Origin of the sequence: Prosthecomicrobium sp. N25 (genome assembly GCF_037203705.1) — a bacterium.
Taxonomy (GTDB): Bacteria; Pseudomonadota; Alphaproteobacteria; order Rhizobiales; family Ancalomicrobiaceae; genus Prosthecodimorpha.
The window spans coordinates 2,849,505-2,862,551 of record NZ_JBBCAT010000001.1 but is presented as its reverse complement, the minus strand read 5'-3'; the positions used below and the strand labels follow the sequence as shown (position 1 = coordinate 2,862,551).

The following is a 13,047-nucleotide window of genomic DNA, read 5'->3' as shown; positions in this document are numbered from 1 at the left end:
GGCCGGAGGCAAGGTCCGGCGCTCGTTTCGCTCGCCGCGGAGTTAAGCGGTTTCGCCGGAAATGCAAGCCTCGTTACCGTCGTGCAGCGATCCTGCGGCCTCCGCGATGCGCGCCGCGATCATGTCGGCGACCCCGAGGTCCGAGCCGATCGCGGCGATGTGGTGCAGAACCTGCGGGCGCTCCGCCACCAGGGTAGCGACGTCGTCGAGGGCGTGCGTGCCCTCCGAGGCGAAGAAGCCCACGACGATCTGCGGGTCCACGTCCCGGAACGCGTCCTCCACGAAGGGAGCCTCCTCGATGAAGGCGACGTGGACGCGCCCGAGGCCCCGGTAGCCGAGCTCGGCGGCCACCGCTTCCGTGCGCAGGCGCGAGGCCGGCTCGCCGGAGCCCGAGCCGTGTCCGACCAGCAGGATGCGGAAGTCCTTCGGCTCGCACCCGCCCTGCAGGGCGGCGACCGACCTGAGCCGCCGCTCCAGGAGGTCGACGACGAGCGGATCGGTGCCGAAGGTAGGCAGCAGCTGCGGTCTGGGGAAGCCGCTCGCGGCGAGCATGCGGGGCAGCTTGACGCGGACGAAGTAGCCGTCCGACATGAAGAAGGGATAGACCGCGACCGGACCCTCGGCCGCCGTGCCGAGATCGGCGCGGGCGGCCGGGAAGCTGTCGGGCTCCTTCAGCACGGCCCAGGCGACCGGCACGTCGACCCGCCGCGCGAGGCGCTCGGCGATCGTCCGGATCGCCGCGTTGCGGCGAAGGTCGCCGCCGTCGCCGTGCGCGGCGACCAGAATGGCGGCCGGCGCGGGAGCCGCGCCGGGCTCGCGGACGGGGGAGGGGGACGGGGTGGCGCTGGACATCGGTCCGATATGGCGCGGAAGCGCAGCCTGGGCAAGCGGCACGGCACGCCCTTGGCGGCACGGGCTCCCCGCGCCACTTCTCTTCAGGCGGACGGACCGGCCATGACCCCGAACCTGAACCTGCCCAACCTCATCAGCGTCGCCAGGCTCATCCTGGTGCCGCTCGCCGTGGCGGCGATCTCCGAGGACCGGCTCGACCTCGCCTTCTGGATCTTCGTCGTCGCCGGCGCCTCGGATGCCTTCGACGGCTGGATCGCGCGGCGCTGGAACCTCGGCACGGAGCTCGGCGCCCACCTCGACGCCATCGCCGACAAGTCCCTGCTGGTCGCCACCTACGTGGCGCTCGGCATCGGCGGCGACCTGCCGCGCTGGCTGGTGATCCTGGTGGTCTCCCGCGACCTCCTCATCATCGGCGCCTACCTCCTGTCGTGGATCCTGGGGAAACCGGTGGCCGTGCGGCCTCTCTTCGTCTCCAAGGCGAATACGCTCGCGCAGATCTTGCTAGCCGGCACGGTTCTGGGGGATCATGCCTTCGCGGTCGACCTCACCGCCGCCGTGGCTGCGGGGATCTGGGTCGTCGCGGCGACCACCGTCGCCTCGGGGGCGGCCTATCTGGTCGGCTGGATGAGGCAGATGGCGGTGAGCCCGCCGCCGACCGCCTGACGGTCGGGCGCCTGGGACGAGAGAGGGAACGGCGTCTTGAGCCTGACGAAGCAGGTCCAGTTCTGGATCGCCGCCCTGGCCGTGTTCATCGCCTTCCTCTACGTGTTCAGCGACGTGCTGCTGCCCTTCGTGTCCGGCATGGCGCTCGCCTATCTGCTCGACCCCCTGGCCGACCGCCTGGAGCGGCTCGGCCTGACCCGACCGCTGGCGACGCTCGCCATCGTCATCGGCCTGATCGTCGGACTGACGGTGATCCTCATCCTGGTCGTGCCGCTGCTCGTCAACCAGATCGGCGGCTTCGTCGACCGGCTGCCCTACTATGTCACCCGCCTGCAGGCCTTCGGCTCCAGGGCCATGGACGGCCGTCTCGGCCAGCTCGTCGGTTCCAACGCCAAGGACCTGGAGGCCCAGCTCGGGTCCTTCCTGAGCCAGGGGGCCGGCTGGATTACCCGCGTCCTGCAGTCGATCTGGAACGGCGGGCAGGCGATCATGTCGATCCTGACCCTGCTGGTGATCGCGCCGGTGGTCGCCTTCTACCTCCTGCTCGACTGGGACCGCATGGTCGACAAGATCGATAGCTGGCTGCCTCTGCGCCACCGGGAGACGATCCGCGGCCTGGCGCGCGACATGAACGCGGTGGTCGCCGGCTTCGTGCGCGGCCAGATCTCGGTCTGCCTGGCGATGGGCATCTTCTACGCCACGGGGCTCACTCTCGTCGGCCTGAACTTCGGGCTCTTCATCGGTCTCCTCGCCGGCATCCTGGGCTTCATCCCCTTCGTCGGCTTCGGCGTCGGGCTGATCGCCTCGGTCGGCGTGGCGATCGCCCAATTCTGGCCCGAGTGGCAGTGGATCCTCGCGGTGCTCGCCGTCTTCTTCGCCGGCCAGATGCTGGAAGGCTACGTGCTACAGCCCAACTGGGTCGGCCGCTCGGTCGGGCTCCATCCGGTCTGGCTGCTCTTCTCCCTCTTCGCCTTCGGATCGATGGCCGGCTTCGTCGGCATGCTGGTCGCCGTGCCCGTCGCCGCCTCGGTCGGGGTGCTCGCCCGCTTCGCGCTCGAGCAATACCTGGCCAGCCCCTTCTACGCCGCATCCGGAAGCGACGATCCCGATGGCGCCAGCGCCTAGACGGCCGACCTCACAGCTGCCGCTCGACCTCGCCCTGCCGCCTCGGCGCGGGCCGGAGGACTATGTCGTCGGCGAGGCGAACCGTGCGGCCCACGATCTCCTCGAGGCCTGGCCGGCCTGGCCGTCGCCGGTCGTCCTGGTGACCGGGCCGGAGGGTTCCGGCAAGAGCCATCTGGTGGCGATCTGGTCCGAGCGGGCAGGGGCCTCGGTGCTCGCCGCCCGGGATCTCGGCGGCGCCGACCCGCTCGCGCTCGCCGCGGCGGGCCCCGTCGTGGTCGAGGACCTCGGCCCGGGACTCGACGAGACCGCGCTCTTCCATCTCGTCAACGCCGTCCAGGCGGCAGGCCGCCAGCTCCTCCTCACCGCCCGCACCGAACCGGCGGCCTGGGGCCTCCGCCTTCCCGACCTCGCCTCGCGCCTGAGGGCGGCGACCCCCGCCCGTCTCCAGGAGCCCGACGACGCACTCCTGGAGGCGCTCCTCGCCAAGCTCTTCGCCGACCGGCAGGCCGCCGTCGACCCCCAGCTCCTGCACGGCGTCGCCATTCGGATGGAGCGCTCCTATGCCGCCGCGCGGGACGTGGTGGAGGCGATCGACCGCGAGGCGCTCGCCGCCAAGGCTCCGATCGCCCGCGGCCTGGCGATGCGGGTCGTCGACCGCCTGCATCCGCGGGAACCGGAATTGCCCGGGCTCGACGCGGAGCCTGCGGCGGACGACAATCCGTCATGAAGCGGAGATAGGACGGTCCTCCGCCACGAAGAGAGCCGGGGAGACCGAATCCCGGCCGGAAGGGGACGAGACATGGACGCCAATGCAGACGCCCGCCCGCCGCAGAGGCGAACCCGCGAGAAGGCGGCGGCTCCGGCGCGGCCCACACCCGCGCGCGAGGCGCCGCCCGCCGCGGATGCGGTCCTCTCGGCGGGCCTGCCGACGGGCGGCACGCGGATCGTCACGTCGACGCCCCCGTCGGACCTCGCGACGAGCCCGGAGCGGTTCGTCAACCGGGAGCTCTCGTGGCTCGCCTTCAACCGCCGCGTCCTCGAGGAATCGGCGAACGTCAACCATCCCCTCCTCGAGCGCCTGCGCTTCCTGTCGATCTCGGCCAACAACCTCGACGAGTTCTTCATGGTCCGCGTCTCGGGCCTCGTCGAGCAGCACCTCGCCGGGATCGTCACCCGCTCGGACGACGGGCTGACCCCGGCCGAGCAGCTCTCCCGCATCGACGAGGCGGTGCGCGCCCTGACGGAGGAGCAGCAGCGCCTCTACGGGGAGCTGAAGCAGGAGCTCTTCGGGGCGGGCGTCCAGATCGTCGACGGCACGATGATCGACAAGGCCGACCGCCTGTGGCTCGATCAGTACTTCCTCACCCACGTCTTCCCGGTCCTGACGCCGCTCGCCTGCGACCCGGCGCACCCCTTCCCGTTCATCCCCAACCTCGGCTTCTCGCTCGTCCTCGACCTCGCCAAGACCGGCGGGAGCGCGACCATGACGGCGCTCATCCGCATCCCGTCCAAGATCGAGCGCTTCATCGAGCTCCCCGCCCTCGAAGCGGAACCCGGCGTCAAGCGCTTCATCAGCCTGGAGCACGTCATCGGGCTCCACATCGGCGGGCTCTTCCCCGGCTACCACGTGCGCGGCAAGGGCGCGTTCCGGGTCATCCGCGATTCCGATATCGAGATCGAGGAGGAGGCCGAGGACCTCGTCCGGGTCTTCGAGACCATGCTGAAGCGTCGCCGGCGCGGGTCCGTGATCCGGCTGGAGATCGAGGCCGAAACGCCCGAGCGCCTGCGCGGCTTCGTGGCGACGGCCCTCGGAGTCGGGCCGGACGGGGTCTTCTTGGTCCACGGGCTCCTGGCCCTGACCGAACTGTCCCAGCTCGTCGCCGTCGACCGACCCGAGCTCAAGTTCACCCCCTACGTCCCGCGCTTCCCCGAGCGCATCAAGGAATTCGGCGGCGATTGCTTCGCCGCCATCAAGGCGAAGGACCTCGTGGTCCACCACCCCTACGAGTCCTTCGACGTCGTCGTGCAGTTCCTGACCCAGGCGGCGCGCGACCCGGACGTGGTCGCCATCAAGCAGACCCTCTACCGGACCTCCAAGGACAGCCCGATCGTCAAGGTGCTGGCGGAGGCCGCGGAGGCGGGCAAGTCGGTCACGGCGGTCGTCGAGCTGAAGGCCCGCTTCGACGAGGAGGCGAACATCCGATGGGCGCGCGACCTGGAGCGCGCGGGCTGCCAGGTGGTCTTCGGCTTCGTCGAGCTGAAGACCCATTCCAAGCTGTCGCTCGTGGTCCGGCGCGAGCAGGGGTCGCTCGCGACCTACTGCCACATCGGGACCGGCAACTACCACCCGATCACGGCGCGCATCTACACCGACCTCTCCTTCTTCACCGCCGACCCGGCGATCGGCCGCGACGTCGCCAAGGTGTTCAACTTCATCACCGGCTACGCCCAGCCGCAGGAACTCGAGAAGATCGCCATCTCGCCCCTGACCGTGCGCTCGCGCATCCTCGGCCACATCGAGGCCGAGATGGAGCATGCCCGCGCCGGCCGCCCGGCGCAGATCTGGCTGAAGATGAACTCCCTCGTCGACGCCCGCATCATCGACGCGCTCTACGCGGCGAGCCAGGTCGGCGTCTCCATCGAGATCATCGTGCGCGGCATCTGTTGCCTCAGGCCCGGCGTGCCGGGGCTCTCGGAGAACATCCGGGTGAAGTCGGTCGTCGGCCGCTTCCTCGAGCACAGCCGCATCTTCTGCTTCGGCAACGGCCACGGGCTTCCCACGCCGCAGGCGATCGTCTACATCGGCTCGGCCGACATGATGCCGCGCAACCTGGATCGGCGCGTGGAGGCGCTCGCGCCGCTGACGAACCCCACCGTCCACGAGCAGGTGCTCGACCAGATCATGGTCGCGAACCTCCGGGACAACCAGCAGAGCTGGCGGCTCCTGGCCGACGGGGGACACGAGCGGATCGTGCCGCGGGAAGGCGAGGAACCTTTCAACGTGCACAAGTATTTCATGACGAACCCATCGTTGTCAGGCCGTGGAAAATCCCTCAAGTCCGATCCGCCCCGACCCCTCCGACGTCATCGTGACTGACGCGCTGGAGGGCGCCGAGTATGCCCCCGGCCGGCTCGCCGGCGCGGGGCCGATCGCGGTCGTCGACATCGGCTCGAACTCGGTGCGTCTCGTCATCTACGAGCGGCTCTGCCGGTCGCCCACCCTCCTCTTCAACGAGAAGGTGCTCGCCGGTCTCGGCAAGGGCGTCGGCAAGACCAACCGGCTCGGCGAGCAGCCGGTCGCCACCGCGCTCGCCGCCGTCAGGCGCTTCCGCCAGCTGGCCGACCAGTGCAACGTGGCGGACCTGCACGTGCTGGCGACCGCCGCGGCGCGCGAGGCCGCCAACGGGCCGGCCTTCATCGAGGAGCTGGAGCGGATCTGCCGCGTCCCCGTGCAGGTGCTGTCGGGCGCCGAGGAGGCGCGGCTCGCCGCGCTCGGCATCCAGTCCGGCATGCACGAGCCCGACGGGGTCGCCGGCGACCTCGGCGGCGGCAGCCTCGAACTGGTCGACCTCAAGGGCCAGCGGGTCGGGCAGGGGCGGACCTACCCGCTCGGCGGCATCCGCCTCTCCGAGGCCGCGGAGGGGTCGCCGCGCCGGGCCGAGAAGATCGCCGAGGAGATCCTGAAGTCCTCCGAGGTGCTGACGGGTCTCCCGGGCCGGGCCTTCTACGCGGTCGGCGGCACCTGGCGCTCGCTCGCCAAGCTGCACATGCACCAGACCGGCTATCCGCTGCATGTCATGCACGAATATGCCATCCGGGCCGACGAGGCGCTCGACTTCTGCCGGATGGTCGGGCGCGGCGACATCGACGCCCTCGACCGGATCGAGGTCATCTCCAAGCAGCGCCGCGACCTGCTCGCCTACGGCGCCACCGTGCTCGCCCAGATCATCCGCTTCGGCCGGCCGAAGGAGGTCGTGCTCTCCGCCCTCGGCCTGCGCGAGGGTCATCTCTACGACCTCCTGCCCGAGGAGGAGCGACGGCGCGACCCCCTCATCTCGGCCTCGGAGGAGCTCGCCGCCCTGCGGTCCCGCTCGCCCCGCCACGCCCACGAGCTCGGCCCCTGGACCGGCAGGGTCTTCGAGGCGCTCGGCATCGACGAGACGGCCGAGGAGAAGCGCCTCCGGGTCGCCGCCTGCCTCCTCTCCGACATCGGCTGGCGCGCGCATCCCGACTATCGCGGCGAGCAGAGCCTCAACATCATCGCCCACGCCGCCTTCATCGGCGTCGACCACCCGGGCCGGGCCTACCTGGCGCTCGCCAGCTTCTACCGGCACATGGGCCTGATCGACGAGGCGCTGAGCCCGCGCATCCGCGAACTCGCCTCCACACGCTACAAGGAGCGCGCCCGCTGCCTCGGCGCGGCCTTCCGGGTCGCCTACATCCTGTCCGCCGCCATGCCGGGGATCATACCGCAGGTCGGCATCCACGCCCGCGACAACCGTCTCATCCTCTCCCTGCCGCCTCAGCTCGCCCAGCTCGAGGGCGAGGTGGTGCTGCGCCGCCTGCGCCAGCTCGCCAAGCTCGGCGGCCTCGACGCCGTCGTCGAGGTGGCATGAAGGTGGCTCCCTTGCGCGTCGTCGACGCCACGGCCGCGGGCGCCGAACCGACCTCGCGTCCCCTGACCACGGTCGGAGACCTCGTCGGCGCCGGCCTCGTGGCACCGGCCGAGGCGGCGGACCTCTCCCGCGTGATCGAGGACTTCGCGCTCCGCATCACGCCCGAGATGGCGGCGCTGATCGACCCGGCGGGGCAGGGGCCGGTCGCCCGCCAGTTCCTCCCCGATGCGGCCGAGCTCGAGATCGCGCCCGGCGAAATGGCCGACCCGACCGGCGACGGGGTGCACGAGGTGCTCCCCGGGCTCGTCCACCGCTACGCTGACCGGGTGCTCCTGAAGCCCCTGCAGGTCTGCGCCGTCTATTGCCGCTTCTGCTTCCGGCGTGAGGCCGTCGGCCCGGGCGAGGGTCTCCTCGGCGCGGCGGACCTCGCCGCCGCGGTGGACTACGTCCGCGCAAGGCCGGGGATCTTCGAGGTGGTCCTGTCCGGCGGCGACCCCTTGGTACTCTCCGACCGGCGGCTCGCGGCGCTGCTCGACGCGCTCGACGCCGTCCCGCACCTCGGCGTCGTCCGCATCCACACGCGCGTCCCGGTCGTCGACCCCGGCCGCGTGACGGACGACCTCCTGCGCCTGCTCGACCGACGTGTCGCCGTCTGGCTCGTCCTCCACGTCAATACCGCCGAGGAACTCACGGATTCTGCGCTGGACTCGATCCGCAGGCTTTCCCGTGCCGGCATCCCGCTGCTCGCCCAGACGGTCCTGCTCGCGGGCGTGAACGATACGCCCCACGCGCTCGAAGGGCTGTTCCGGCGCCTCGTCGCCAATCGGGTGAAACCCTACTACCTGCACCATCTCGACCCCGCCCGCGGCACGGGTCATTTCCGCACCTCGATCGCCGAGGGCCAGGCGCTGATGCGTGACCTGCGCGGCCGCGTCTCCGGCCTCTGCCAGCCGACCTACGTGCTCGACATCCCCGGCGGCCACGGCAAGGTGCCGATCGGGCCCGGCTACCTGGAGAGCCGCCAGGACGGCACCTATACGGTCCGCGATCCACAAGGCCGCGAGCACGCCTTCAGGGATGCCGCGGCCGGGCAGGGCGAGTAGCCCGTCCGACCCCCGCAGGGCGTCCGCAGCGTTTGATGCCGCCGGATGTGCGAAGGGGCCGCTCGCGCGACCCCTTGCATCCTACTCCGCCGCCTGCGGCAGATCCGGCTTCGCCTCGTCCCGGCCGTTCGGGACGGCGATCGGCTTGGGCTCGCGCAGGGGCACGACCACGGCCGGCGCCGCGAGGCTGGTCGGCGGGACCGGCACCACCGTGACCGGGGCCGCCGCCGCCGGCACGATCGCGGCCGCGGGCGGGGTCGGCGCCGCCATGGCGACGGCCAGCGGCACCGCCGTCGCGGTCGCCGCGGCCTCGGCGCTGAGGACCGGAATGCCGTGCGGGTGGCCCGGAACGGCATCCGCCTCGTCCTCGTCGGGCGCGTTCGGCCGGAGCATCCAGCCGAGCACCTTGCCGACCAGATGACCGATGTCGTCCATGATCGTGTAGAAGCTCGGGATGAAGACGAGCGACAGCATCGTCGACACGATCAGGCCGCCGATCACCGCGATCGCCATGGGAGCGCGGAATTCGCCGCCCTCGCCGGTCGCCATGGCGGCCGGGATCATGCCGGCCACCATGGCGATGGTGGTCATCACGATCGGGCGGGCCCGCTTGCGGCCGGCGTCGACGACCGCCTCGAACTGCGGCACGCCGTGCTTCTCCTGCTCCACCGCGAAGTCGACGAGCATGATGGCGTTCTTGGTGACGATGCCCATCAGCATCAGGATGCCGATGACCACCGGCATGGACACCGGGTTCTGCGTCGCCTGCAGGGCGAGCACCACGCCGGCCACCGACAGGGGCAGGGTCGCCAGGATGGTGACCGGCCGGAAGACGTTGCCGAGCAGCAGGATCAGGACGACGAAGACCATCATGATGCCGGCGCCCATCGCGTAGGCGAAGCCGCCGAACACCTCGGCCTGGATCTCCGTGTCGCCCGTTTCCTGGATGCGCACGCCCGGCGGCAGGTTCCGCGCGGCCGGGAGCGACATCAGCTTCTGCAGGCCTTCGCCCGAGGCGTGGCCCTTCGACATGGCCGCCCCGACCGTGACCCGCCGCTCGCGGTCGTAGCGCTCGATCGAGGACGGGCCCTGGCCGAAGCCGATGTCGGCGACGGCGGAGAGCGGCACCGAGCCGCCGCGCGCGGTCGGCACGCGCAGTGCGTGGATCGCCTCCATGTCGGCGCGCATCTCTTCGCCGACCTGCACCCGGATGGGGATCTGGCGCAGGCCCACGTTGAGCTTGGCGAGGTTCGGCCCGTTGTCGCCGATGGTGGCGATACGGATCGCCTCGGAGATCGCCTCCGGGGTGATGCCGAGGTCCGCCGCGAGGTCGAAGCGCGGGGTGATGCGGATCTCTGGCCGGTCGAGCGCCGCGTTGGCGGTCGGGTTGTCGTAGATCGGCTCGGCCCGCATCTGGCTCTGCAGCGCAAGCGCCGCATCGTTGACGGCCCGGCCGTCGGCGCCGAGCAGGCCGACCGTCAGCTCGCGCTCGCCGCGCTCGTTGACGAAGTAGTAGCGCAGGTCCGCCACCGACCCGAGGATCCGGCTGACGTCGCCCTCGACCATCTTCTGCGAGCGCTTGCGCTCGTGCTTGCGGACGAGCTGCACCGTCAGCTTGGCGCGGCGGAGCTCGAGCGTCCCGGTCGGCGAGGACCCGCCCACCACGAAGACGTCGCGCACCTCCGGCAGCTTGCGGAGCTCCCGCATCGCCTCGTCGGTCAGCCGCGCGGTGTCGTCCAGCTTGGCGCCCGGCGGCAGCTCGATGGAGGCCACGATGCGCGACTGGTCGTCCGGCGGGATGAAGCCCTGCGGCAGCGTCGAGGCCGACATGATCGAGCCGATCGCGAAGACGACGCCGAAGATCAGCGTCACCCAACGCCAGCGCAGGGTCGCGCGCAGCACCGCCGTGTAGGCGCGCATGATCGCCCCGTCGTGTTGCTCCTCGTGGCCCGGGTTGCGGAACAGGTAGGCCGCCATCATGGGCGTGATCAGGCGCGCCACCAGGAGCGAGAAGAACACCGCCACCGCGACCGTCAGGCCGAACTGCTTGAAGTACTGGCCCGCGATGCCGCCCATGAAGCTGACCGGCGCGAAGACCGCGATGATCGTCATCGTGATGGCGATGACCGCGAGGCCGATCTCGTCGGCGGCCTCCATGGCGGCGCGGTAGGGCGACTTGCCCATCCGCATGTGGCGGACGATGTTCTCGATCTCCACGATCGCGTCGTCGACCAGGATGCCGGTGACCAGCGTGATGGCGAGCAGGCTCACGAGATTGAGCGAGAAGCCCATCACGCTCATGGCCCAGAAGGTCGGGATCGCGGCGAGCGGCAGCGCCACCGCGGCGACGATCGTCGCCCTGAGGTCGCGCAGGAACAGGAACACCACGAGCACCGCCAGCGCCGAGCCCTCGAGGAGCGAGTGCATGGCGGACTCGTAGTTGCCGTAGGTCGAGTAGACCCCGTCGTCGATCTTCGAGAAGGCCACGTCCGGGTGGGCCCTGCCGATCTCCTCGACCTTCTTGCTGACCGCGTCCATCACGGTCGTGTCGGAGGCGCCCTTGGCCCGGTAGACCGAGAAGGACACGACCGGCTGGCCGTTGAGGCGCGCGAAGCTCTTCGGCTCCTCCCAGACGTCGGTGACGCTGCCGAGCTCGGACAGGCGCACCTGCCGGCCGCCGGAGAGGGAAATCTTAGTGTCGGCCAGCTCGGCGGCGGTGCGCGAGCTCGCGAGCGTGCGGATCGCCTGTTCCTGGCCGCCGATCTCGGACTTGCCGCCGGAGAGGTCGAGGCTCGTCGACCGGAGCTGGCGGTTGACCTCGCCCGCCGTGATGCCGAGCGACATCAGCCGGTCCGGGTCGAGCGCGATCTTGATCTCGCGCTTCACGCCGCCGATGCGCTCGACGCGGCCGACGCCCTTGAGGCCCTGGATGGCGCGCACGACCGTGTCGTCCACGAACCAGGAGAGCTCCTCGGGGGTCATGCCCGGCGAGGCGGCGCCGAAGGTGACGATCGACTGGTTCTCGACCTCGATGCGCTGGATGATCGGCTCGTCGACCGTGCGCGGCAGGTCGGCCCGGATCTTCGCCATCGCGTCCTTGACGTCGTTGAGCGCGCGGTCGGAGTTGATCTCCAGCCGGAACTCGATGGCGGTCAGCGACTGGCCGTCGGTGATGTCGGACTTGATGTGCTTCACGCCGGTGACGCCCGAGACGGCGTCCTCGACGCGCTTGGTCACCTGGCTCTCGAGCTCCGCCGGCGCCGAGCCGCGCTCGGTCACCGTGACGGCGATCACCGGCACGTCGATGTTCGGGAACTTCGTGATCGGCAGGTTCATGAAGCTGAGCCAGCCGAGCGCGCAGAGCACGACGAAGAGGAGGATGGGCGGCACCGGATTGCGGATGGCCCAGGCCGAGACGTTCCAATTCATCCCTCGACCTCCTCGGGCCTGGCCGGCACGGGCGTGACCGCGTCTCCGTTGCGCACGAAGGTGCCGGCCTTGAAGACCACCTGCTCGCCGGCTGCCAGCCCCTTGACGATCTCCACGCGGCCATCGCCCGACAGCCCCGTCTCGACCTTGCGGGTCTCGACCTTGCCGTCCTTCACGACCTGCAGGCTCGCCTGCCCCCTCTCGACCATGACGGCCGAGCGCGGGACGGTGACGCCCTCGCGGCGGGCAAGCTCGATCCGCCCGCGGGCGAAGGACCCCGAGCGCATGACGGACACGGACTCCGTCGGCAGCGCCACCCGGACCTTGCCGAGCCGGGTCGCCGTCTCGACCTGGGGAGAGACCAGCCGGACCTCGCCGGCCACGGCCTTGTCGGCGCCGGCCGGGGTCACTTCCACCCGCTGGCCGACCCGGATCTTCTGAAGGGTCGCCTCGGTCACCTCGGCGTCGAGCTCGATCCGGCCGCCGCGCGCGATGCGGAAGAGCGGATCGCTCATGCTCGACGGCACGGCGCCGAGGCGGGCGCTGCGCGACAGGACGACGCCGTCGGTGGGCGCCTTGACCTCGGTCTTGGCGAGCCTCAGCTCGATCTCGTGCCGGGCGGCCAAGAGCACGCCGCGGTCGGCGGTGGCGACCTCGAGGGCCGCGCGCGCCGCTTCCAGGCGGGCCTTGGTGCCGCGTGCGGCGGCCGTGCGGGTCTCGAAGACCTCCTGGCTGATGATGCCCTTGTCGCGCAGCGGCGTGGCGCGCTCGAGCGCCAGCCCCGCCTCGACCTCCGCCGACTGGGCGTTGGCGATGTTGCTCTTCGCCTGGGCGATGGCGGCTTCGGCACGGGCGATGTTGGACTCGCTCTGCGCGATCTGGGTGCGGATCGTGTCGTCGGCGAGCCGCGCGATGACCTGGCCGGCCGTCACCCGGTCGCCCTGGTCGACCAGCAGGTCGATGATGCGCAGGCCCTCGATGTCGACCCCGACGACGACCTCCTCGCGCGGGATCAGCGAGCCCGTCACCATGACGGACTCGGCGATCTCGCGCCGGTCCGCCTCGACGACGGAGATCGCCGGGGGCCTGGCTGCCAGGGGCGAGGCCGAGGGCGGCGGCGTGTTGGCCTCCGCGGGTCGCACGACCTCCACCTGGCCGACGGGGGAGAGTGCCAGCGCGACGCCGAGCACGACGGCCACCGCCGTGCCGTTGAGCAGGCTGTCCGCGAGGGAAAAGGTCTTCTTGCCGATACGGGACAT

The 13,047-nt window shown here is 71.0% G+C and carries 9 protein-coding genes; 6 read left to right on the top strand and 3 right to left on the bottom strand.

Going from position 1 to position 13,047, the window contains the following annotated elements:
• Positions 1 to 42: 42 nt before the first annotated feature.
• Positions 43 to 852 carry a sirohydrochlorin chelatase gene (locus WBG79_RS13015; RefSeq protein ID WP_337357530.1) on the bottom strand — a complete coding sequence of 270 codons (810 nt, stop codon included), beginning with the start codon at positions 850 to 852 and terminating at the stop codon, positions 43 to 45.
• 102 nt (positions 853 to 954) lie between these two features.
• Here WBG79_RS13015 and WBG79_RS13010 point away from each other — a divergent pair, with 102 nt between their 5' ends.
• The 6 genes from WBG79_RS13010 to WBG79_RS12985 all read left to right on the top strand — a co-directional run bounded on the left by WBG79_RS13010 (position 955) and on the right by WBG79_RS12985 (position 8,359).
• Positions 955 to 1,515, top strand: a complete 561-nt coding sequence (locus WBG79_RS13010; RefSeq protein ID WP_337357529.1) for a CDP-alcohol phosphatidyltransferase family protein — start codon at positions 955 to 957, stop codon at positions 1,513 to 1,515.
• Positions 1,516 to 1,551: 36 nt separating this feature from the next.
• Positions 1,552 to 2,640, top strand: coding sequence for an AI-2E family transporter (locus WBG79_RS13005; RefSeq protein ID WP_337357528.1), 1,089 nt, complete (start codon positions 1,552 to 1,554; stop codon positions 2,638 to 2,640).
• Complete coding sequence (locus WBG79_RS13000) at positions 2,624 to 3,367, top strand: hypothetical protein (protein WP_337357527.1); 744 nt, start codon at positions 2,624 to 2,626, stop codon at positions 3,365 to 3,367. The genes WBG79_RS13005 and WBG79_RS13000 overlap by 17 nt, the downstream gene beginning before the upstream one ends.
• A gap of 72 nt (positions 3,368 to 3,439) precedes the next feature.
• A complete protein-coding gene (locus tag WBG79_RS12995; RefSeq protein WP_337357526.1) occupies positions 3,440 to 5,737 on the top strand; it encodes an RNA degradosome polyphosphate kinase in 2,298 nt (765 codons plus the stop codon).
• Positions 5,730 to 7,256, top strand: a complete 1,527-nt coding sequence (locus WBG79_RS12990) for a Ppx/GppA family phosphatase (protein WP_337357525.1) — start codon at positions 5,730 to 5,732, stop codon at positions 7,254 to 7,256. The genes WBG79_RS12995 and WBG79_RS12990 overlap by 8 nt, the downstream gene beginning before the upstream one ends.
• A complete protein-coding gene (locus WBG79_RS12985; RefSeq protein WP_337357524.1) occupies positions 7,253 to 8,359 on the top strand; it encodes a lysine-2,3-aminomutase-like protein in 1,107 nt (368 codons plus the stop codon). Before WBG79_RS12990 ends, WBG79_RS12985 begins: the two co-directional genes overlap by 4 nt.
• A gap of 81 nt (positions 8,360 to 8,440) precedes the next feature.
• Here WBG79_RS12985 and WBG79_RS12980 read toward each other — a convergent pair whose 3' ends face one another.
• Together WBG79_RS12980 and WBG79_RS12975 are read right to left on the bottom strand one after the other, a co-directional pair.
• Positions 8,441 to 11,788 carry an efflux RND transporter permease subunit gene (locus WBG79_RS12980; RefSeq protein ID WP_337357523.1) on the bottom strand — a complete coding sequence of 1,116 codons (3,348 nt, stop codon included), beginning with the start codon at positions 11,786 to 11,788 and terminating at the stop codon, positions 8,441 to 8,443.
• On the bottom strand, positions 11,785 to 13,047 hold the full coding sequence (locus WBG79_RS12975; RefSeq protein ID WP_337357522.1) for an efflux RND transporter periplasmic adaptor subunit: 1,263 nt from the start codon (positions 13,045 to 13,047) through the stop codon (positions 11,785 to 11,787). Before WBG79_RS12975 ends, WBG79_RS12980 begins: the two co-directional genes overlap by 4 nt.